Source organism: Gracilibacillus alcaliphilus (genome assembly GCF_016909015.1).
Taxonomy (GTDB): Bacteria; Bacillota; Bacilli; order Bacillales; family Amphibacillaceae; genus Gracilibacillus; species Gracilibacillus alcaliphilus.
The window spans coordinates 52448-75124 of record NZ_JAFBFA010000003.1 but is presented as its reverse complement, the minus strand read 5'-3'; the positions used below and the strand labels follow the sequence as shown (position 1 = coordinate 75124).

At 39.8% G+C, this 22677-nt stretch carries 18 protein-coding genes; 14 read left to right on the top strand and 4 right to left on the bottom strand.

The features are described 5' to 3' along the window. The first annotated feature begins 559 nt into the window (after positions 1-559). The 12 genes from JOD18_RS03310 (at position 560) to JOD18_RS03255 (ending at position 13080) form a co-directional block, all read left to right on the top strand. Positions 560-1093 carry an RNA polymerase sigma factor gene (locus JOD18_RS03310; protein ID WP_204667518.1) on the top strand — a complete coding sequence of 178 codons (534 nt, stop codon included), beginning with the start codon at positions 560-562 and terminating at the stop codon, positions 1091-1093. Then, positions 1077-1952 (top strand): anti-sigma-V factor RsiV, encoded by an 876-nt coding sequence (gene rsiV, locus JOD18_RS03305; protein WP_204667517.1) that lies wholly within the window; start codon positions 1077-1079, stop codon positions 1950-1952. Before JOD18_RS03310 ends, rsiV begins: the two co-directional genes overlap by 17 nt. A 98-nt stretch (positions 1953-2050) precedes the next feature. Next, positions 2051-2878 (top strand): polysaccharide deacetylase family protein, encoded by an 828-nt coding sequence (locus JOD18_RS03300; RefSeq protein WP_204667516.1) that lies wholly within the window; start codon positions 2051-2053, stop codon positions 2876-2878. 506 nt (positions 2879-3384) lie between these two features. Beyond that, positions 3385-3771: a DUF4309 domain-containing protein gene (locus JOD18_RS03295; RefSeq protein WP_204667515.1), complete on the top strand. Its 387-nt coding sequence runs from the start codon at positions 3385-3387 to the stop codon at positions 3769-3771. 926 nt (positions 3772-4697) lie between these two features. Further along, positions 4698-5807: a Gfo/Idh/MocA family protein gene (locus JOD18_RS03290; RefSeq protein WP_204667514.1), complete on the top strand. Its 1110-nt coding sequence runs from the start codon at positions 4698-4700 to the stop codon at positions 5805-5807. A 21-nt stretch (positions 5808-5828) separates the two neighbouring features. Further along, positions 5829-6578 carry a TIM barrel protein gene (locus tag JOD18_RS03285; RefSeq protein ID WP_204667513.1) on the top strand — a complete coding sequence of 250 codons (750 nt, stop codon included), beginning with the start codon at positions 5829-5831 and terminating at the stop codon, positions 6576-6578. Beyond that, positions 6571-7641, top strand: a complete 1071-nt coding sequence (locus tag JOD18_RS03280) for a Gfo/Idh/MocA family oxidoreductase (RefSeq protein WP_204667512.1) — start codon at positions 6571-6573, stop codon at positions 7639-7641. Before JOD18_RS03285 ends, JOD18_RS03280 begins: the two co-directional genes overlap by 8 nt. Then, on the top strand, positions 7638-8477 hold the full coding sequence (locus JOD18_RS03275) for a sugar phosphate isomerase/epimerase family protein (RefSeq protein ID WP_204667511.1): 840 nt from the start codon (positions 7638-7640) through the stop codon (positions 8475-8477). Before JOD18_RS03280 ends, JOD18_RS03275 begins: the two co-directional genes overlap by 4 nt. 427 nt (positions 8478-8904) lie before the next feature. Beyond that, the gene (locus JOD18_RS03270) at positions 8905-9726 is read left to right on the top strand and encodes a sugar phosphate isomerase/epimerase family protein (RefSeq protein ID WP_204667510.1); all 822 of its coding nucleotides are present in this window, start codon (positions 8905-8907) and stop codon (positions 9724-9726) included. Positions 9727-9729: 3 nt separating this feature from the next. After that, positions 9730-10740 (top strand): Gfo/Idh/MocA family protein, encoded by a 1011-nt coding sequence (locus JOD18_RS03265; RefSeq protein ID WP_204667509.1) that lies wholly within the window; start codon positions 9730-9732, stop codon positions 10738-10740. A gap of 21 nt (positions 10741-10761) precedes the next feature. Further along, entirely contained in the window at positions 10762-11682 is a 921-nt protein-coding gene (locus JOD18_RS24750) for a helix-turn-helix domain-containing protein (RefSeq protein WP_204667508.1), read from the top strand. 27 nt (positions 11683-11709) lie between these two features. Continuing rightward, the gene (locus tag JOD18_RS03255; RefSeq protein WP_204667507.1) at positions 11710-13080 is read left to right on the top strand and encodes a sulfatase family protein; all 1371 of its coding nucleotides are present in this window, start codon (positions 11710-11712) and stop codon (positions 13078-13080) included. A 220-nt stretch (positions 13081-13300) separates the two neighbouring features. Here the strand turns inward: JOD18_RS03255 and JOD18_RS03250 are convergent, their stop codons facing one another. The 4 genes from JOD18_RS03250 to cysD all read right to left on the bottom strand — a co-directional run bounded on the left by JOD18_RS03250 (position 13301) and on the right by cysD (position 19130). After that, positions 13301-14704 (bottom strand): sulfatase family protein, encoded by a 1404-nt coding sequence (locus tag JOD18_RS03250; protein ID WP_204667506.1) that lies wholly within the window; start codon positions 14702-14704, stop codon positions 13301-13303. Positions 14705-14993: 289 nt separating this feature from the next. Then, positions 14994-16271, bottom strand: a complete 1278-nt coding sequence (locus JOD18_RS03245) for an SLC13 family permease (protein WP_204667505.1) — start codon at positions 16269-16271, stop codon at positions 14994-14996. Positions 16272-16399: 128 nt separating this feature from the next. Continuing rightward, the gene (gene cysC, locus JOD18_RS03240; protein ID WP_204667504.1) at positions 16400-18229 is read right to left on the bottom strand and encodes an adenylyl-sulfate kinase; all 1830 of its coding nucleotides are present in this window, start codon (positions 18227-18229) and stop codon (positions 16400-16402) included. Position 18230: 1 nt separating this feature from the next. Further along, a complete protein-coding gene (gene cysD, locus JOD18_RS03235; RefSeq protein WP_204667503.1) occupies positions 18231-19130 on the bottom strand; it encodes a sulfate adenylyltransferase subunit CysD in 900 nt (299 codons plus the stop codon). A 245-nt stretch (positions 19131-19375) separates the two neighbouring features. On the opposite strand from cysD, the gene JOD18_RS03230 reads away from it, so the two are divergent. Both JOD18_RS03230 and JOD18_RS03225 read left to right on the top strand, forming a co-directional pair. After that, complete coding sequence (locus tag JOD18_RS03230; protein WP_204667502.1) at positions 19376-21157, top strand: sensor histidine kinase; 1782 nt, start codon at positions 19376-19378, stop codon at positions 21155-21157. After that, positions 21154-22662, top strand: a complete 1509-nt coding sequence (locus tag JOD18_RS03225; RefSeq protein WP_204667501.1) for a response regulator transcription factor — start codon at positions 21154-21156, stop codon at positions 22660-22662. The genes JOD18_RS03230 and JOD18_RS03225 overlap by 4 nt, the downstream gene beginning before the upstream one ends. Positions 22663-22677 lie beyond the last annotated feature (15 nt).

Genomic DNA, 22677 nt, shown 5'->3' with positions numbered 1-22677 from the left:
CCCGATTGGTTCAACTAATGTTCAGTGGGGAAAAACCACTGAACCAAGTTTCACTTTATTTGTCTATTGTGAAGCGCTGTCTTGTTTAGGACAGTGCTTTTTTCTTTGTTTAGGAAATTATCGAATTTTTGCTGCCCTTCAGACTAATATGCTGAACGAATAAATAGTTGTTAATACTATTATTTTTATCTTGCTATCCCTTCATAAATTTTTTTAACAATAAAATTAGGGCTCTTTTAAAATCAGCATATTACTAAGATCATAGTCTTAAAAAAATCATTAATGTGCAAACTTTTTCTCTTGTTTATACGTCTAGTATATAAACTTATTTACTGAAGCAGTTGTTTAAATCTAGGCCAGTAATTGGGGAAATAATATCCATCATTAATCTGTTACAGCAAATAGCATAAATACGTTTGCTTGTCATCATTGACTTTATTTAGCTCATGTTAGAAATTGATCGCAGATTATCATAAATAATGCCGATTAGGCACAACTGCTCACGAATCATCCAGTATGCAATAATCAATTAACCGCCGAAAAAGGAGTTCTTAATTAGATGGGGTTATTAAAAAAATCAAAAACAGAAAAAGAATTAACCAAGTTTATTTTGGAGAATAAGGAGAGTTTGTATAGGATTGCATATAGTTATGTGAAAAACCAAGAGGATGCACTTGACATCGTACAGGAATCCATTCATAAAGCTTTAATTCATATCAACACATTGGAAAATCAAATTAGTTTAAAAAGTTGGTTTTATAAGATAATTGTAAATACTTCCTTAGACTATTTACGAAAGTATAAACGGCTAAGCGTAGTAGATGCCACCGTGATGGAGGCCTTGGCAAATGGTAGTGAAGATGAGTATCACGATTTAGATTTACAAGCGGCGATTGACCACCTTCCAGATAAATACAAAACAATAATCCTACTTAGATATTTTGAGGATATGAAAATAGAAGAAATTGCTAAAATTGTTGATGAAAATGTTAATACGATTAAAACAAGGCTTTACAGAGCATTGAAATTGCTGAAAGTTGAACTGGACGAAGATCTAACTATTGAGGAGGATAAACATGGTAAGAAATTTTAAATCCTTAAAGAAAAAGTATGATGAAATCGTGATCCCAAAAGAACTTGATACTGTTGTACAAGAGGCACTGAAAAAACGGAGAATTAAACAACTTACAGCTAAATGGTCTGCTGGTGTTGCAGCAGCTGCTTTACTATTTACAACGAGTGTCAATGTCAGTCCAGCAATGGCTCAAGCTTTATCTGAGGTACCTATAGTTGGAGAAGTTGTAAAGGTTATAACAGTTAAACAATTTGAAGAGGAAGATGACCTTCTATCAGCAGATATTAAAGTACCGGCAGTGACAGGCTTAGAAAACAAGAATCTTGAAGATAGTCTAAATGAGGACTATTTAGAGGAAGGTAAAACCCTTTATAAAGAATTTGAAGCTATTATGGAATTAGTTAATGAGGGGGAGTCCGATCATTATGCAATTTCTAGTGATTTCGAAGTGAAGACAGATAATGAGCAAATTTTAGTGTTAGAGAGGTATGTTAGTAGAATTGCCGGTTCAAGTTCGACGTCGCTTCAATATGACACGATTGATAAAAAGAATGAAATATTGCTGTCACTACCAATGTTATTCAAAGATGATAGCTATATTCAGGTAATTAGCGAAAATATCAAGCATCAAATGCTTGAACAAATGAAATCAGATACTGATAAAGTGTATTGGGTGGAAGATGCTGGATTGGACAACTTTGATGATTTTTTTAAAGCAATAAAAGCTGAACAGCAATTTTATATTAATAATAACGGGAAGCTTGTCATCTCTTTTGATGAATATGAGGTTGCACCAGGGTATATGGGAACAGTTGAATTCATAATTCCAACTGAAGTTTTAAGGGAAGTGCTCGTTAGTAATGAATACATTCATTAATATACTGTACCCATAATTGTAATAATACGGGAAACTATATTGATATGCAGGTAAGGCTATTAGCTCTGCTGATAGCCTTCTAGAAAGGATAAATAAAAATGATCAGAGTGCTTAGGCGAATTCGTTGGCCAGGGTGGGTATTAATTATATTTATTGCGATTACCTTTTTTTATATTTCTGGGTCGATGATTGGAGCTAATTCACAAGCTGTTCCTACAACGAAAAAAGTGGCAGACCATAAATTAAAAGAAACGGTATTACACAGCAAACAGTTTCTGGTACAAAAGGATTCGGAAGTAATAAAAAGTTTGGATCGGAATAAGAAATATATTGCACTTACGTTTGATGATGGCCCTAGCTCAGACGTCACCCCTCAAGTACTTGAGGCTCTCGAAGAGTATGATGTTAAAGCAACCTTTTTCATGCTTGGCAGTCAAGCGAAAGCGAACCCATCGATGGCCAGGGCAGTTGCTAAGGCAGGTCATGAAATTGGTAATCACACAAACTCACATCAAAATTTAGTTAAGTTAGATACATATGATATTAAAGAAGAATTTTCTGAATCAGCTAGAAATATAGAAGAAGCGAGCGGACAGTATCCGACAATGAGTCGTCCTCCCTACGGTAAATTTGATAAGCGTGTTGAAGAAACGGCTACAGCGTTGAGAAACTCTCTTATTCTTTGGTCCGTAGACTCTATGGACTGGAAAACGAGAAATGCAAAAATGATAAATGAAGAAATTCTGAACAGCGTCACACCGGGTGCAATTGTTTTAATGCATGATATCCATCAGGAAACTGCTGATGCTTTACCTGAATTATTATCTGCACTCATCAATGAAGGCTATCAATTTGTAACTGTTAGCGAGATCTTATCTTTATCAGTAAATGTGGGGACTGGGCTATATTACAAAGTGAACTATTAAAATTTAAAGCAACCCTATGGAGGCTGAAGATATAAATTTTACAATTATCCATCGAATCAAAATTCATGGGCAGACATTCTCATGTCTCTTTGTTTAGTATGGAGAAAATCCTTTCGGTGATTAAAGTTAGACTGTTACATGAAGATGTACAAGTGACGATACACAAACTGAATTGAAGGAGGCAGTCATTGGCGTTCAGTTGATAGGTATACTTTTAATCGTATGTATGACAAAATCTCCGTTAGTGTGTTCAGAAAAACTTGAAAAGGTTGATCAAGCACTTTACAATAAACATCAATCAATGCCAGAGACATAACGAAACATATCAGGCAGTCAGTACTTGTTTCATCTATTAACTGCTTCGATATTATCTTGATTCTTGAGGTGAAGACTTGGCTGCATGACAAAAAATAGGAGGAATAGGCTATGCGTAAGCGTGTTATCTTACCTGTTTTGATCGTTGTTATAGCTTGTGGAGCAGTCATTGCCTTTTTTCATTCGATCATATGGAACCAGAATCAGACCACAGTTCTCCTGCTGAAAAGGCAGAAGAACCGACCATATCATTGGATGATATCTTTGAATTATCTGCAAAAGGAAAAATATCGAACACACGCTTTGTTGTTGGCGAAACAACTGCCAACCAAGTAGAAGAGGCTTGGGGAGCACCAGAGCAGGTTACTGAAGCAGAGGGTGTTCATTTTTTGAAGTATTCTTCGCATGCGGTGGATATCGGGATGGTGAATGATGAAGTGCGGGACATTCCCGCCTGCCAGAAGGCACTTACGAATGCCCAGGATGGAGGGGTTCTCCCGCCGCCAACTGATGAGATTACTAGGAAGGTTAATGGTAGGCTTTGGGCTTCTTTTTATCATGCTGACTTTTATTCCTGAGAGCTATATCTTCCCTGCGTTCTTTGTATTACTCGGTTGTTTTATCGTCATCGCGATTGGAAAATCCATAAGTATAGTTCAGTCCCAATGATCAATGAGTCTCACCAATTGGTGCTAATAAGTATTTGTCTGTTGAAAATAAGCAGCCATAAAATGGGTCTCAATCTGAGGTTCAGTTTTATGGCTGCTTAATTATATAAAGCGAGATACAGGTGAAAAAAGTCCACTCGATTGTCAAAAACCCCTCCTTTTTAGCAGAAATCCTGCTCTATATAATGAGTGGAAAGAAGGGATTATTTTGTACAGTCAAGTTCAGACTAAGGATAGGGAGAAAGAAACGTTATTCCATTATAAGAATAAAAAGATCATGTGGTGCTATATATTTTTGCTGTCCCACTCATTATGGTATTATCTATGTTATATTATAATAAGGATGTGCTGAAGGTAGCTGGTGGGAAGTTTCTGATGGAGGTAACGGGTCCAGAGGAGCTATTTTGTCAATTAATCGAAAAGGTAGCATGCTTTCATCGTTTTCGGCAGAAAATGAAAGCGATCTCAAATTTGGTAACCCCGCCTAATCTTGTTGTGTAAAATAGCAATGTTAGTCAAATATTCAACGAAATCGGGGAATTAGGGCAGAATCATACCAAACCTATCAGAAACCAAAAAAGATGTAGAGGGTACTCTAAATGAATATACAAAAACATTAAATGAAACATTACTGCATAGCATTGAAACAAAACAAACAGAAGGAGTGAATGTCTCCATCGACGATTTTATCGCAGTGTAACTGGGGTACTTGATTAGGACAAGATTTTATCCAAAATAATTATGAAAAGTAATATGTTACCAGAATAAGTTGGATTACTCTTGCTATAAATGAAGTATGGCAAGAGTAATCCATCATCCATAAGGAGTGTGAGAGATTGAATACTGTTAAAGTAGGTGTCATTGGCTGTGGCCATATCAGCAGAATCTATTTGGAGAATTTGACGAACTTGTTTGAAATTGTAGAGGTAGTCGCATGTGCAGATTTATATGAAGACGCAGCAAAAAGACGAGCAGAAGAGTTTAACATCCCAACGTATTGTTCTGTAGAAGAAATATTGTTGATTCCAGAGATTGATATTCTGGTTAATTTGACGGTGCCACAGGCACATGCAGAAGTAAGTCTAAAAATATTGGAGGCTGGTAAACACCTCTACTCGGAGAAGCCGCTGGCATTAAACCGAGAAGATGCAGAAGCTATTCTAGCATTGGCTAAAGTCAAGAATAGATTAGTAGGCTGTGCTCCAGATGTATTTCTGGGGGCAGGGATTCAAACGGTTAAAAAGATTTTAGCTGATGGCTGGATTGGTGAGCCGTATGCCGCATTTGGCCAAATTGTCATGGGTAATGGCTATGACGCCATGCACCCTTCTTTCCCATCGTTGTTGAAGCCAGGCTGGGATCCGTTATTTGATATGGCACCATATTATTTATCTGCCTTTATTAATTTCTTTGGCTCTATAAATCGAGTAGCAGGGATGGCAGGCAATGTACAAGAACGTTTTACCGTAACCAATCCCAAGTCCGCTTTTTTCAATCAAACCTTGCCGATCGAAGCGCCGATGCATGCTTCTGCCGTGTTGGAGTTTGATAGTGGTGTAGTCGCCAATTTACAAGCTTCCAAAGCTAGTTTTGGTTACCTGCCGAAATTAGAGATTTATGGTACAGAGGGGATTCTGCAAGCTCCTGATCCCAATTTTTTTAGCGGGCCAATCTTGATTCAAAAGGAGAACCAAGAGATCAAGGAGTTTCCGTTTACCCATAGTTATCGGGAAGATACTCGAGGAATTGGAATTGCAGACATGGCCTATGCCCTGCGGTCAGGCAGGGAGCATCGGGCAAATGACCAGCTAGCCCACCATTTGTTAGAAGCGACGTTTGGCATCATGGAATCATCAGAAAGCGGCCAATATGTTTCTTTACAAACAAAGGTGAAGCGTCCGCAGCCTATGCCTTTAGATTTAAAATATAATGTCTTGGATAATTAATAATAAAGGAGTGTTGGAAGAGTGAATTTTAGAATAGGCTTACAGCCATTTACGATTCGTGAAGAAATGAGTCAGGATTATTTTGGGAGTATGACACAAGTTGCTGATATTGGGTTTCAAGGGATAGAACTAGGACTGCCAAATCACGATATCCAAGCAGAAGCGATTAGAGATCACCTGCAGAAGATCAATTTGGATGTGATCAGCTTGCATACGATGTTACCGCAAATCGAAGCAGAGTTTGATCGTTTGCTTCATTTTCTGCATATACTTCAAGTTCCGTATCTCGTCTTATCTTATTCCAGATTCGAAGATCAAGCGGATTTTGTAAAACAAGCCAAACTATATAATGAGATTGGGAAACGATGTCAAGAACACGGTGTTCAATTTTTATATCATAATCATGACCATGAGTTTGTATCGTTCGGAGAGAAGAATGGATTTGATCTATTGATGCAAGAAACGGATCCTAAACTGGTCCAGTTTGAATTAGATACTTACTGGGTGAAAAAGGGTGGATATGACCCTGCAGATTACTTATCTCAACTAAAAAATCGCTGTCCACTTCTTCATGTGAAAGATATGGAAAAAGGAGAAGAACAATTCTTTGCTGAAGTTGGGGAAGGTATTTTGAATTTCCCTGAGATTCTAACATCTGCTGAGCAGGCAGGGACAAAATGGCTGATCGTAGAACAAGATCAGTGCCGGCGTGCCCCAATGACATGTATTGAAGTAAGTTATCACAACTTGAAGGAGATGAATTATGGTTGATAAGACATTAAATATTGGCCTTGTTGGTTATGGTTATTCCGGCAGGATATTTCACGCACCATTTCTGTCAACGATACCAGGTTTTTATTTGAAGAAAGTAGTTGAAAGACACAGGCAAGACTCAAAAAAGAAATATCCATGGGTTGAAGTGGTGAAAGATGTGGAGCAAGTCTACCAAGATCCAGATATTGATGTGGTTGTGATTACCACCCCTAGTACAGATCATGTTAGCTTCGTTTGCGATGCCTTGCTGGCGGGAAAACATGTAGTCGTAGAAAAGCCTTTTACACCAAAGAGTGAAGATGCGAGATACTTAACAGAACTGGCAAAAGCACATGGCAAGATGTTAAGTGTGTACCATAACCGGCGCTGGGACGGGGATTTTCGAACGATCTCCTCACTAATCAATAATCATTGGCTGGGAGAACTAAAATCAGTTTCTATGAGTTGGGAAGGATTTGCGCCAACAGTGACAAAAGAGAATTGGCGGGAAAGCAGCGGTGAAGGTGCTGGTATCCTATATGATTTAGGAGTTCACTTGCTGGATCAAGCCGTTTGTTTATTTGGCCTGCCTGAGTCGCTGTATGCCGATGTGGATATTCAACGGGATGGCGGTTCTGCCGATGATTACTATGATATAACCCTGTATTATGCTAACCATCTAAAGGTGAATCTGCATTCATCTAGGATTGCGAAGAAGCCAAGTCCCAGATATATTTTGCATGGCACGAAAGGATCTTTTGTTAAATCAGGAACAGACCCGCAAGAAGCAGCACTGAATCGTGGCGAAGTACCTACAGGTGTTCATTGGGGTAAAGAGTCAGCAGCGGAATGGGGGCTACTCTGCCATGAATCCGATGGCATGGATATGGAAACCAGAATAGAAACGAAACAAGGCTCTTATTCATCCTATTATCAGAATATCTATGATCATCTCATAGAGGGTGCTGACTTAGCAGTAAAGGCTGAAGAGGCGTTACGATTAATTCAAGTGATTGAATTAGCATATCAAAGCAGTAAAGAAGGACGAAAAATATCTCTAAAGGAAGCGGGGATTATATGAGTATCTTTCCATTTAAAACAGCGCTGAATACGTCTACCTTACTGCCATTTCGGTTATCGGTCGAAGCACAAATCGAAGTTGCTGCGGAGGCTGGGTATGATGGGATCGAACTATGGCTGGATGATGTGAAGAAATACTTGGCGGATGGGGGATCAAGTGATGATTTACGTGAACTGTTGATCGAGAAAAAGCTGGAATTTGTCAATACAATTGCCTTTTTTAAATGGGGGGATCAATCGGCAGCCGTGAAAAAAGAAGCACTTCGTTCCCTTGCAGCCGATATGCAGTTATTGCACCAACTGGGCTGTAAAGGTATAGCAGTTCCTCCTTTTGGCGATATGCAAGGGGTCACACTGGATCAGTTGGCTGATGATTTTGCCAAAGTGGCTGTCCTCGGACGAGAAATGGGTGTAGAACCATATGTGGAGTTTTGGGGCAAGTCCCCGATTTTATCGCGATTGAGTGAAGCGGTATACGTGTTGTTAGAAAGCAATGCAGCAGATGGAAAAATACTTCTCGACCCATTCCATATGTATACTGGCAGATCATCAATCGAAGGATTGAACATGTTAAAGGGAGAGCAGATTGGCATATTTCATGTTAATGATTATCCTGATTCGCCTAGCCGGGACGTAATCGATGACAGTTTTCGTGTATTTCCTGGTGAAGGCAAAGCACCTTCTCACTTTATTGCTCAAACACTGCATCAGAATGGCTATCAAGGCTATTTATCGCTTGAGTTATTTCAAGATAACTATGGGGATAAAACAGCCTTAGAGGTGGCACAGTATGGATTACATACTGTAAGGCAAGCTTATGCGATTAAACCGGAATAGCAGATAAAGACCTAAGAATACTTGCTTTTGCAATCTCTTAGGTCTTTTTGTATGCAGGGATATCACTTTCCATTAGTGTGAAGTGAATATCAGAACAACAAGTGCGATATGATGATTGGTATTGTTTTTTACGGAAAAGATGAAGATATTTACGATAGTCAAGATTATCCCCTTTATTTGTTAAAAATGTTAGTTTCGTAATGTCTAACGAAATCCTATACTTATAATTGGATAGTAAAAGACAGCTAAAGAAAAAGGGGGAATCGAAATGCTATGGAATGCACCATGTTACATACTCAGCACACAACTATGTCCTTATCGACCATGTTAGCGACTATATGCGCTATGCAGGAATCATTTATTTAATTTATAATGTAAACACTTACAAATTTATCACATGCGTAACTTTCTTAGAGGAGGAAAGCGAATGAAGCTAGGAGTAAATACGGTATTGTTTGGTGGATATGATCTGCCGACCGCGATCAAGAATATCAAATTCTGTGGGTATGACGGAGTAGAGTTATCTTCGATTGTTGGGATGGTGGAGCATTTAACTCCCAATGCAACTGATCAGGAGCTTGAGGAAATTCGAAACTTAATCGCAGAGAATGAATTGGAGTTATATTGTGTGGAAGCGGCCACAAATATACTAGATCCAGAAAACCGAGAACGAACAAAACGGGTATTTGAAAAAGCAGCGAAGTTAGGAATACCGATGGTTACTACTGGCAGTGCCGGTGAATCAGATAATGAAGAACTTTTTGAGCAATCGGTAACGGCTGTGGAAGAGCTGACAAAGGCAGCACATGACGCAGGGATTAAATATGCGTTAAAACTTCATTATGGTCAAAGTATTTATAATACCAAATCTGCGCTGAAATTATTGGAAGCATTTCAACATCCTGCGTTAGGTCTGAATTTTGATGCGACTCATGTAGGACGTGTCGGTGATGATCCAGTTCAGGCTTTAGATGCGTTACAGGAGCATGTTATTCATTCACATATCCGTGACACGATGATCGACCAGTTGGCTATTGCAGCACCAGAGTTTCAAACCGCAGGCCGGGGGACAGTTCCGCTGGAAGGTATTATTAATAAAATGGCTGAAATTGATTATCAGGGGGCAACCGTGCTGGAGATTATCGGTGCAAATGCCTATCCATTAGAACAAGTGACGGCGATAGCAGCGGAAAGCAGGGGTTATTTATCTCGTTTAATTATTGAAGCAACCAAAAATAAGGAGGCATAACATATGGTGCAAAAAGTAGCAGTTGTTGGGTTGGGGAATATCGGGAAAACGCACTGTAAATATTATAATGAGGATCCTAATGCAGAGCTAATAGCGGTCTGTGATGTGATGGAAGACAAGGTAGCAGAATTATCACAATATTATGGAGTAGCAGGTTACCGGGATTTGGAAGAAATGCTGCGTGAAGAGGAGATCGATGTGGTCAGTATCGCTACGGCAGGAGCCGAAAATGGTGGTGATCATTATGAGCCGGCTGTTATAGCTATTGAAGCAGGCAAAAATGTATTAGTGGAGAAACCAATTTCCAATGATATTGAAAAGGCCAGAAAAATGGTGAAACTAGCGAAGGAAAAAAATGTCCGGCTTGTCAGCAACTTGAATCATCGATTTGTGCCGGCAGCATATAAAGGCCGGGAATTAATAGATCAGGATGAGTTAGGTGCGTTACTGTTTGTGAATATGAAATTAACGATTCAAAATCCTGCTGAAACCAGTCCATGGTTCCACTTAAGGGCATTGCATCCACATTCGATTGATGTAATGAGATATTTTGCTGGTGATATTAAGCGTGTGCAAGCCTTTATGACGAAGGCACCTGGTCGGGAAATATGGTCTACTGCTTCTATTAATATGGAATTTACTTCAGGGGCAGTGGGTCACTTAACAGGGAGCTATGATATGTCTGGTCGTCATCCAATTGAATATTGTGAGGTAGCCGGAAATAAAGGCAGATTTGTGATTGACAATGTTTATGAGAATTTCACTTTTTATCCGCATCAAAAAAATGAATTGTTGGTATTGCGTAATTCGATTATGGGAGGAGTTAGTAGTTTTCAAGAGACGTTTAAAAACCGATTACAGCATTTTATTCAACAGATAGAAGATGGTGTAGCACCTTGGGAAATGGAGGCTTCTGGAGCAGACGCACTGGCTGGACAGGAAGTGATTGAAGCAGTTATTCGTTCGCAGATGGAAAATGGAGCTGTCATTGAAGTCCCATCTCACAACGATTAGAACAGAAGGGCGGAATCCGGTGTGCGACTTACAAGCAGCCAGTTTCTAAAAGAAGAGAAGTTTCCGTTTTCGATTAGGCGCACAGTGCATACAGACCAAGATGCCCCACCTTTACACGGTCACGATTTTGTTGAATTAGTCTATGTGATTGAGGGGGAAGGAGAACATGTATGTGATGGTGAATCTTATCAATTATTCGCCGGAGATGTATTTATCATCAATCCAGATGAACAGCATGCTTATCATATAGCCGCAAATCAGAAGATTGAAATATTTAATTGTTTGTTTACTCCCAGCTTATTTGATGAGGATTTATTAAGGGGGTTAGGTATTACCCATTCGATGGACTATTTCTATGTCCATCCCTTCTTAGATAATAGTGAGCGATTTCACCGCTGTATTAATTTAAGAGGGGAGGCAGCGGTAGATATTCAATCCATGTTTGTCAAAATGTCCAATGAGTATGAAGCAAGGCAGAATGGCTATGAAACGATTATTCGTCTGCAATTAGTCCAGCTGCTTATTCAGCTGTCACGTATATATGCGCATGGAGATACAACCTTGTCTCTAAATAGAAAAGAGCTGGAGCGAAAGACGTTTATCAAAAGGGTTGCCGGTTATCTGGAGCGCCATTATGATCAAAAGCTGACACTTGCTAATCTGTCTTCTTTATTTAATATGAGCTCTAGACACCTGAATCGGATTTTTAAAGAAGAAACAGGAAAAACGGTTGTGGAGTATATTCATCATATTCGTATCTCACGGGCAAAAAAGCTGTTGACAGAGTCTGATGCAAAAATTATTGCGGTAGCACTGGATGTTGGATATGATGATCCGGCTTTCTTTACAAGATTGTTTACGAGAAAGGTGGGCTGTCCGCCTGGCAGATACCGCGAAAAAAGCGGTATGGAACCATCAAGGATAGAGATTCATCCGTCATAGACGAGAAGAATAGAGGGAGGAATTGATTTGAAACAACCAAATATCATTTTGTTTGGAATCGACAGCCTGAGGCGAGATTTCATGAGCAGTTATGGGTATAGTAAATTAACGACGCCGCATATGGATAAAGTGGCAAGTGAAGGCGTCCTGTTTGAACAACACTTCAGTCCAAGCATTCCAACAACACCTGGTTATGCCTCGATGCTGACAGGGCTAGATTGTTTTAGTACAGATGTGGTGGCATTACGGCATGAAGGAGCGATTGGCGGAAAAACATTGGCAGAAGTGCTGAATGATAAGGGATATAATACGACATGTATCGGCTTCTCTAATAATCCGTCTGCTCGCGGGTTTCAGACCTATTTAGATTATGAGTCCTGGGTACCGGATGAAACAGGGAAATGCCCTAAAGCAGAGAATTTGAATGCGGTGGCTATACCAGAATTGAAACGGCTCCAACAAGAAGATCAGCCATTCTTTTTATTTATGCGCCATATGGATCCACATTCTCCATATCTTCCGCCAAGTCCATTTGAACGAATTTTTTATGACGGGGATGAGAAAGATCCTGAGGAACACTCGATGGAGGCGGTTTATAATTTCAAGCCGCATGCAGACTTTTTTAAATCATGGATTCCAGAAGGGGTAACGGATCAGCGGTATGTTACAGCACAATACGAGGGTGCTGTTGCCTATATGGATACTTGTATCCAAAGTATCTTCACTGCGATAGAAGAGTTGGGAATTGAAGAAGAAACATTGGTGGTCATTACCTCTGATCACGGAGAAACATTATATGAGCACGATTGTTATTTCGATCATCATGGTACCTATGATAACGTCTTATCTGTACCGTTAATTCTAAAGTATCCAGGCAAACTCCCTGAAGGAAAAAGGGTGACAGATGTCACGTTAATTAAGGATATTATGCCAACTATCCTAGAACTGCTACAGATTGATTCCGGTCTGTCTTTCGACGGACAGTCACTGCTGCCGTTTATAGAAGACGGAGAGTATGAAAAAATTTCCGAGTTCTATATTACTGAATGTACCTGGATGCGTAAGCATGGCTGGCGCACTTCTGAATGGAAGCTGATAGAAGCATTGGAACCAGACTTTCATTTCAAGCCGACAACAGAACTCTATAATTTAGTCGAGGATCCGGAAGAAAATCATAATCTGGCTGAACAGGAGCCAGAAGTAGTGGAATGGCTGCGTGGTAGGATGAATGCCTATATCCGGAAGAGAGAACAGGAAACAGGCAGAACCAATCCAATGATCACAAATGAAAATTATCATGGCCTTGGAACAGGGCCTTTCCAGTCATCACAGGAAGCATATGATAAGTTATATCTTGGTTCGATTGTAAAAGCAAGAGCTTTACAAGCCAAGGATTAGTTATATCTTTCACACAAACCGCAACATTGTATTTAGATGTTGTGGTTTTTTGAGCAATTTTCTACAGGTTTGTGTTTCATCTCTCCGGAAATGAAGAATACTTTTGAGGTGATAAGGGTGAATAGACGCTGGGAGCGGACAAGCCGAAGGGCCTGCCCGCTCCCATTGTTTAATGTATTTTTAGGGGAGTTTTGAACAACTTCTTTTAGTTGACGCGATATTATTTTGTTTTCGCTTGGACGAGTTGATCATATGCTGCCTTGGAAGGATTCTTCGACCATTCCTCCCATGATAGTCCTACTTGCTGCAGCACTTGTTCAATTCGTTTCTTAAAAGGCAGACCTTCTTCGTTTAATTGCTTTACTAATGGATCCTCTTGGCCATTTAATGTTGTTTCTACCCATGTATGCAGTTTGTTTTCCAATTGATCGGCAATATCTGTCCGTTGTTCCGCAATATTATTTGTCTCTTCAGGATCTGTTTTTAGGTCATAGAGCTCTCTTGACGGTCTAGTAAAAAGTCCACTGTCCCATGTTTTAATAAATTTAAATTCATCTGTCCGAACTCCTCTGGCGGCTTGCCACGCACATTCGCTTAGATAGATCATGGAATGGGTGCTGTCTTCTTGACCAAGCAAAGTGGGCCAGAGGCTCTTTCCATCCATCGAAAAGTCTGCGAACTGCTTTCCCTTGATCTTTGTGACACTTTCCATAATAGTTGGCAGCAAATCGACCTGCTGAACCATTCCTTTCACGCGTTTGTTTGCCTGTATATGCTGCGGCCATCTCATAATAAGCGGAACACGTACAGTAACATCATATAAGCCGCAATGATCCCAATATATTTGGTGCTCTGTTAAACTTTCACCATGGTCTCCAAATAAAATAAGCAATGTGTCATCCTTGATATGCAATTCCTCTAAATATTGATCCAGTTCTTTAATCTTATCATCCAGATAGCGCACTTCTGCGTCATAGAGTGCATTGACATATTCTGTGTCTCTGACGTCTCCGATATGGTCAAAGTGATGCTGCTTAAAAAAAGGATAGGCAGTGTGATTATATGCCGGTTCCATACTGTAATTTGATTTATCATAAGGATCTCGCTGTTTATCATAGAATGGTTCAACATATTCTTTTGGCGGCAGATAGGGAGTATGCGGATCCCAATAATGCAGGAACAGAAAGAAATCCTCGTCCGTGTGCTCCTTTAGCCAATCTTTGGCAAGGCTGGTGACTAGTTCCCCATCAATCCATCTTTTTTCGCCGACACTATTAATATAATAACGGTAACCGCGCGCGAACCATTCTTTTAGCTGATATAAATTATCGACAGCAGCTGTTGTAAAACCGGCTTGTTTTAAGAGTGTAGGCAGCCATTGTGGTGTTTTATCCAAATGGGTCAGGCTGGAACCATGGGAAACAATGCCGGTATTTAAGCCGACCTTACCAGTGAAAATGGAAGTATGTGCTGCTTCTGTAGGGATATCAGAGGCAAAAGCTTGTTCAAACAGGGTTCCTTCGGCAGCTATTTTGTCAATGTAAGGGCTGGTGGGCTTATGGTATCCGTAACTGCTTAAACGATCAGCTCGCAGCGAATCTAGCGAGAGCATAATAATTTTCATATGTAAATCCCTCCAATCAAAAATAACTAACTGGTACGTTTTCTAAACTAACATATTCTTACAGACATCACTTCATAAAAAATTTTAGTCGCCGGATTGCTAATTCCAGCATTTTTATTGAATTTTTTGAACAACCTTACTATCAAGTTTATGATACAACGACTAAGAATGCGATATCTATTGGGACATTTTCATGGTCAATCGGGACATAGAGCAGCTGTAGTTTTCTCCATTTGATTTCCGGGCTATCGTCATCAAGCAGGTGATCACCTATCCCTGCTGATGATAGTTAAAACCAGACTAGATAGACGATCGTTAGCGTGACAAGCATGGTAAGTACAGACAGAGGTGTCCCTGCTTTTACATAGTCTTTCAATTGATAGTTTCCTGGTCTATAAACGATTAAGTTGGTGGGATAGCCAATCGGAGTAATAAAACTTGCAGAGGCGGCGATGGTGATAATGACGGCAAATCCCATATAAGATAGGTCCAATGATTCCGCTATCTGTAACCCAATTGGCAGCATTAAGATAGCTGCCGCACTGTTGGTGATAAGTTCTGTAAAAATGCTTGTTAATAGATAGACGCAATAAAGCATGGCGAACAGCCCCAATGGTTCACTAATAGACAGCAGATTCTCTGCCAGCCATGCAGCTAGCCCGCTTTTGGTCATGGCTGTTCCAATGCCAAGCGCGCTGGCGATTAACAACAGAACATCAAACTGAATATACTGTTTCACTTCCTCAGGTGTGATAAGACGAGTGAAGAGAAGAATTAAGACGGCAAGAGCCATGGCTTGAAGCATGTCAAATACATTAAAGGTGACAAGGAGAATCATCGTTAGCAACAATCCAATCGAAAACCAGCCTTTCACCTTATCCTCCTGTAAGCTTTCTGGAGCTGCATCATCAGTCAAGTATTCTTTGGCCTCGCTATTTCCATGCTTCTGTGTGCCGGTGTGGTTTGGCAGGAGCTTATAACCAAACGTAAAGATATATATAAGGCCTACCACTGTTATAGGAATGCCTACAATAGCTAATTGAAAGAGAGTAAAGCCCTCCAGATGATACTCTAGTAACATACCATGGACTACCAGATTGGTGGATGTCCCTATTATTGTAATGGTTCCTCCTAAAATAGTAATATAAGAAAGCGGAATCAGAAATTTAGAAGGTGATAAACCTCGCTCATCACACCATTTTTTTAACAATGGTGTAAAAGTAACCACGATGGGTGTATTATTTAAAAATGCCGAAAAAGCGGGGAGGGGAATAAAGAAGCGGTACATTGCTCCTTTTATGCTGGTGCTTTTATTAAGCCAGCGCTTCATTAGCTGATCAATTATTCCATATTTTTGAACAGCCCCTGCCATGATAAATAATAAGGCAATCGTCAGCATTCCTTGATTAGCAAAACCCTTTAACGCTTCTTCTGGTGTCAGTATTCCTGTTAAAAGAAAGATAACTAATACTGTAAATACGATCAGGGCAGGTCTGCCCCATTCTAATAATAAGGCAGCCAGCATTGTAATAATCAATAATAATACAAATAACATGTCCATTGACATATAGCTGCACACTCCTTTAGAAAGAACATAGCTGTTAAAGTGTGTGTTCAAAACCAATATACCATGGCAAACACCGCTGTCCGTAAAGCTCTAGTATATTTCTTATGGTGCCATTTTGGAGTAGGCACTTAAAGTTGAACACGATCAAGAATGGCTTTCAGTACAAGTTCTGTTGCGTCCTCAATGGATTGTTTACTTGTATCAATACGTAACTTCGGCTTTGCGGGTACTTCATACGGACTGGAGATACCGGTGAAGTTCGGAATTTCCCCGGCACGAGCTTTTTTATATAATCCTTTCACATCCCGTTTCTCGCATTCTTCCAGAGGTGTGCTGACATAAATTTCGAAATATTCCTCTCCAATAATTTCACGAGCTTGTTGACGGTCAGTCTGATAAGGCGAAATAAAAGCGGTAATCGTAATTAAACCTGCTTCATTCATCAGCTTGGCGACTTCAGCAATACGGCGGATATTCTCGACACGGTCTCCTTCTGTGAATCCTAAGTCTTTATTTAAGCCGTGGCGTACATTATCACCATCCAAAAGCATAGTATGGTGTCCCAAGGCAACTAATTTTTTTTCTAATTCATTAGCGAGAGTAGATTTCCCGGAACCAGACAATCCCGTAAACCAGATTGTCAGTGGTTTTTGGCTTTTCTGTTTCGACCTCACTGCTCGTGAGATATCTGTCTCCTGCCAAATGACATTTGCAGAGCGTTGGAGCGATTGGTTGATCACTCCGCAGGCAGAGGTCATATTGGAGATTCTGTCTATCAAAATAAAGCTCCCTAATGCTTCATTATGGGTAAAGGTATCGAAGACCGCCTTCTCGGATAAGGCGATATCGCATTCAATTAACTCATTCTTAAAGATACGGTCTGCCGGGGCTTCTTTGCCGGTGTTAATATCTATTTTGTGTTTAATCGACAGCACTGTTCCAGGTAAAGTTTGCGTGCCCAGCTTAATCAAGTAATTTCTTCCTTCTATCAATTCTGTGTCATCCATCCATAAGAGGGAGGCGGTAAACATATCGGTTACTTGTACTTGATCAGAAGTGGTTAATACACAGCCCCGTGATACATCCACTTCTCGATCTAACTGAATAGTGATCGGCTGTCCGTATCCAGCATGTTCTGTCTCTTTATCGGTGATAAGAATAGAGGTTACCTTTGCTTTTTCATTACTTGGAAGAACGACCACTTCTTCGCCCACCTGAATATGACCCGCTTCTACCTGTCCCTGGAAGCCGCGAAAATTATGATCAGGGCGGCTGACTCTTTGGATGGGCAGTACAAATTGCTCATGAGTCTCTTCTTTATGAACATCGACTTTCTCTAAATAAGGCAATAATGCTTTTCCATCATACCAGGGTGTACGATCGGAGCGAGCAGTAATATTGTCTCCGTCTGTAGCCGATACAGGAATAACCTGAATGCTTTCCAGGTTCATATGATAGGTTATCTGTAGAAAGGAATCCTTAATGGCTTGAAATCTTTCTTGATCAAATCCAACCAGATCCATTTTATTAATTGCTAATACCAGATGTTTGATTCCCATTAAGGCACAAATTCTGGCATGGCGTTTGGTTTGTGGCACTATGCCTTTTGTCGCATCAGCCAGAATAACTGCTAAATCAGCAAAGGAAGCCCCAACAGCCATATTCCGCGTATATTCTTCATGACCAGGGGTATCTGCCACAATGAAAGAACGGTGTTCTGTTGTGAAATAACGATAGGCGACATCTATGGTAATCCCTTGCTCACGCTCTGCAGTCAACCCGTCCAACAGCAATGAATAATCAATTTCCCCACCACGGCTGCCTATTTTTGAATCTAGTTCTAATGCTTTTTCTTGATCAGCGAATAACAGTTTTGCATCATATAGCATATGGCCGATTAAGGTAGATTTTCCGTCATCTACACTGCCACAAGTAATAAATTTTAATAGTCCTTTCATGTTAGAAATACCCCTCTCTCTTCCGGCGTTCCATACTGCCTGCCGCTTCATGGTCAATCACTCGGCTGGTTCGTTCCGAAGAAACAGCGCCTAGCGTTTCTTCGACAATTTTCTCCAGGGTACCTGCGTTGGATTCGATACCCCCAGTTAGCGGATAACAGCCTAGTGTACGGAAGCGGATTTTCTTGTATATTATGTTTTCATGTGGAGCTAACGGCATTCTATCATCATCCACCATGATAAGATTGTGATCGCGCACAATCACGGGACGTTCTTTAGCAAAATATAAGGGGACAATATCTATCTTTTCCCTAAGGATATATTGCCAAATATCTCTTTCTGTCCAATTAGACAATGGAAACACGCGCATGCTTTCTCCTTTGTGAATCCGGGTATTATACAGTTTCCACATTTCGGGGCGTTGATTTTTGGGATCCCATGCATGATTTTTGTTACGAAAGGAAAAAATTCGTTCCTTGGCACGAGCCTTTTCTTCATCACGGCGTCCCCCGCCAAATGCGGCATCAAATCCATACTTATCCAAGCCTTGCTTTAGTGCCTGGGTTTTCATAATATCGGTATAGCTTGCCCCGTGATCAAATGGATTGATGCCTTGTTCTACACCTTCTTGATTGGTGTAGACAATCATTTCAATGGCTAGTTCTCTGGCTTTGCGATCACGAAATTCTATCATTTCTTTGAATTTCCATGTTGTATCAATATGCATAAAGGGAAATGGCGGTTTCTCTGGATAAAAAGCTTTCATCGCTAAATGCAGCATCACGGAGCTGTCTTTCCCAATGGAGTAGAGCATCACAGGATTTGCACATTCTGCGGCAACTTCTCTAATAATATAGATTGATTCCGCTTCTAATTGATCAAGCTGGGATGGTGTAGTCATTGTTCTTCCTCCTTATTCGTGTAAGGTTATCTTAATTAATACAATATCTGAAAGAGGAAAGTCGACGTCTAAAAGGACAAATATTCTCTTTTTCTTGTCTTGAATGTCTATAAGAATCAGGTTTTAGAAAATAAAAGGACGGGAAAACAGCGCTAGATAAAGAACTGAAGACTGTATCAGCCATTGAATTTAATAAACGGTAAGCTTAGAATAAATGTACTTCTGATTAATTGGGGGAACTGCTTATGAAGAATAGTTTTCGGGCATTGAGTATTAAATCCAAGATATTCATCACTTTTGCAAGCGTATACATTATTGTGATTACGGTGATTGGAACACTTATTTATTTTATGAATATCAATCAAATGAAAGACAATGCTCAAGAGATGTCGATTGTACTGTCTGCCCAAATGACACAAACGATCGATTTATATTTTCGTGATATTGAGCGAATGGCTATATCTATTTTCACGGATACCGATGTGCAGGAAGCATTAGTCAACTATAAGAATTCGACACAAGTGGCTAGTGATGTAGTGATTCGCAATCAATTATACGGCAATATCTTTAATCAATCTTATCCACGGGAAGATGTGGAAGGAGTGACATTGTATACGCCAGCGGGGGTGAATTTTTCCTATTATAAAAGTGATGGCACTAGAATAGGGTATGAACCGGCAGAGGAAATTTGGATGAAAGAAATAGGAGAGTCAAATGATTTTCTGCTTTTGCCTACTCATCGTGAAATCATGCCAAATGGAAACGAGAAACTGGTTATTTCTTTTATCAGAAATATTTATGAAATACCGGTGCGAGACCGGATTGGTACTCTCAAAATTGATATAAATGTGGATGTATTTAAGGAACTGCTAGAAATAGAAAATGTCGATGTCTTAGAGGAGCATTTGCGTGTACTTATTCTAACAGATGAAGGGCATGTGGTTTATGATGATAAGCAAGCATTGACGGGAGAAAAGCTGCGGCAATTGCCGATGACAGCAGACAAGAGTGGTACATTGGAATGGGAAGAAACAGCATATTTATTTGCGGATGATCAATCGGAATTCACCGGTTGGCATGCCTTAACACTGATTAATAATGACTTTGTCGTCCATGAAAGAAATCAAGTGATATTATTTATTGGTATCAGCGGGGCAGCAGCTATTCTGATTATTGCCGGCATTTCCTACTTGTTATCCCATAATATTACGAAACCATTTGTTAATATGATGAGAAATATGAAACGAGTGGAGCAGGGAGACTTAGCAGAACGGATGGAGTTGAGTAGCAATGAAGAGGTGAATGTCTCTATTAGGGTGTACAATAGCATGCTGGACAGCATTCACAAACTTATTACAGAGGTCTATGAATCTAGTATTACCGAGAAAAATGCTAAAATTTCAGCGCTTCAATCACAAATTAATCCTCACTTTCTATACAATACTTTAAATATTATGAAATCTATCAGCCGGGTAAAGGGGGTGGAAGAAGTAGCCGAGATTTCAGAATCGTTAGCGGATTTATTCAAATATACAATGAGGGGGCTGGGTCAACATGTATATCTGGAAGAAGAAATGGTTCATATTCATAACTATATTCGAATTCAGCAGTACCGTTTTCGTGATCGTTTTATAGTGAGTGAATATATTACAGATGAGGTAAAGAAGGTATTTATTCCAAAGCTTTTGCTGCAGCCTATTATAGAGAATGCCGTCAATCATGGTTTGGGGGGGAAAAAGAGAGAAGGAATTATTGAAATATACGCCTATAAGGAAGGTGACTACTTGTTTGTGCGCATTGCGGATAATGGGCAAGGTATGTCTGAAATGAAATTAGAACAATTGCAACAGCAGCTAAAGAAAAATATTGTTGAAGCAGAAGGAGGTGTGGGACTGCACAATATTGCTCAGAGGCTCAGGCTGGTATATGGACATCGTGCCAATTTGTCTATTTATAGTGAGGAAGGGGTAGGGACAACCGTAGAAATGTATTTGCCTCTGGAAAAAAAGAAGGGAGAAGGAGAATGAATATATATGTGGTGGAAGATGAATATTGGGCATTAATGGAATTGGAAGCACTGATGCGTCGTTATGAGACAGAACATCAAATTTACTGTTTTGGTAATGGTGACGATGCCTACGAAGCAATGAAATCAATTCGGCCAGAACTAGTTATTACGGATATTACCATGCCAGGTATGGATGGATTGGAATTAGTCGCCAAGGTAAAGGAATTGTCTGCGGACATTGAATGTGTGCTGCTTACCGTGCATGATACATTTGATTATGCCAAACAGGGGATTCACCTAGGTGTTGCAGATTATTTACTGAAACCTATTAATAAAGATACATTGTTTGAAACGATTGACTGGATACTTCAAGTCATTGAAGAGAAACATTCCGAAAGGGAAGCATTGCAAAACTGGTCCCTTACGCAGCTATTATCAAATGCAACAGAAAAAGAAAATGAACAGCTGGCATTATTTGATCAGCAGAGTTTTGACATGCTTTATTTACTTCTCGGTAACTGGGAGGCTTCGCACAGCTGGAGTGACATAGATGACTATACAGAAGAGATAAAACAATTGCTTGGGCCGGATGAGGTATGGTTTTTGCCGATTGATCAAAGAAGAAAGGTTATTTTAATTCCAAGCCAATCAGATGCTGATAAGCAGATAGATATTTATCGAAAAATACATAGTAAGTTGAATCAGAAATGTTTAGTACACATCGGATACCTGTTTAAGACAGCAGAAGAGAAACTACGTCATGCCTTTGACCGCCTTCACCGTTCAATGGAGCAAAGTATTCTCTTTGGTCATGCCTCCTTTGTTATATGTGACTCAGTGAAAAAAGAGGTGGATGTTCAAGCGTTATGGAATTATGTTCGCCTAATGGAGAATGCCCTAAGTAATGGGGAGTTCGGGTCACTAAAGCCTATTATTTCAAAATTAATGTGTGAAATTGAAAAAAAACACTTAACACAAAGACAATTAGTAAGACTTCTTTGGGATATGTATTACGCGATTTCCTATAAACTGGAGAATCGATTAATAAATGAGAAAACGCGGATCAAAGATATGGAAGAGAAATTAGCTCAGATGTATACCTTTTTAACCTTTCATGAAGTAGAAGGATTAATCAATCAATTGGTACTATATATTGCGGAAGATTTAAAACCTTTGAACTTAGCACCAAAACACCTTATTCCTATTGTTGAAAAATGGGTTACAACCGATTATGCCAAGAATATCACGTTTCAGCAATTTGCAGATGAGCATCACGTCAGCTTGAGTTATTTATCACGAGAATTTAAAGAACAAACAGGAGTGACCTTTTCTGAATACTTAACCCAGTATCGAATAAAAAAGGCTAAGGAGTTTTTGGACAGCGGTTTACAAAGGACAGCTGAGGTGGGAGAGATGGTTGGTTATCAAGACCCTAAACATTTTCGAACCGTATTTAAGAAGGTAACAGGAATAACACCTACAGAGTATAGAAGGGGGGATTGTAAAAATCGCCCCCTTCTATAGTTAAAATCTGCGGTT

Coding starts and splice junctions, on each gene's coding strand:
- JOD18_RS03310 (WP_204667518.1), top strand. CDS start 560: ATGGGGTTATTAAAAAAATCAAAAACAGAAAAAGAATTAACCAAGTTT.
- rsiV (WP_204667517.1), top strand. CDS start 1,077: ATGGTAAGAAATTTTAAATCCTTAAAGAAAAAGTATGATGAAATCGTG.
- JOD18_RS03300 (WP_204667516.1), top strand. CDS start 2,051: ATGATCAGAGTGCTTAGGCGAATTCGTTGGCCAGGGTGGGTATTAATT.
- JOD18_RS03295 (WP_204667515.1), top strand. CDS start 3,385: ATGGAACCAGAATCAGACCACAGTTCTCCTGCTGAAAAGGCAGAAGAA.
- JOD18_RS03280 (WP_204667512.1), top strand. CDS start 6,571: ATGGTTGATAAGACATTAAATATTGGCCTTGTTGGTTATGGTTATTCC.
- JOD18_RS03275 (WP_204667511.1), top strand. CDS start 7,638: ATGAGTATCTTTCCATTTAAAACAGCGCTGAATACGTCTACCTTACTG.
- JOD18_RS03270 (WP_204667510.1), top strand. CDS start 8,905: ATGAAGCTAGGAGTAAATACGGTATTGTTTGGTGGATATGATCTGCCG.
- JOD18_RS03265 (WP_204667509.1), top strand. CDS start 9,730: ATGGTGCAAAAAGTAGCAGTTGTTGGGTTGGGGAATATCGGGAAAACG.
- JOD18_RS03250 (WP_204667506.1), bottom strand. CDS start 14,704: ATGAAAATTATTATGCTCTCGCTAGATTCGCTGCGAGCTGATCGTTTA.
- JOD18_RS03245 (WP_204667505.1), bottom strand. CDS start 16,271: ATGTCAATGGACATGTTATTTGTATTATTATTGATTATTACAATGCTG.
- cysC (WP_204667504.1), bottom strand. CDS start 18,229: ATGAAAGGACTATTAAAATTTATTACTTGTGGCAGTGTAGATGACGGA.
- cysD (WP_204667503.1), bottom strand. CDS start 19,130: ATGACTACACCATCCCAGCTTGATCAATTAGAAGCGGAATCAATCTAT.
- JOD18_RS03230 (WP_204667502.1), top strand. CDS start 19,376: ATGAAGAATAGTTTTCGGGCATTGAGTATTAAATCCAAGATATTCATC.
- JOD18_RS03225 (WP_204667501.1), top strand. CDS start 21,154: ATGAATATATATGTGGTGGAAGATGAATATTGGGCATTAATGGAATTG.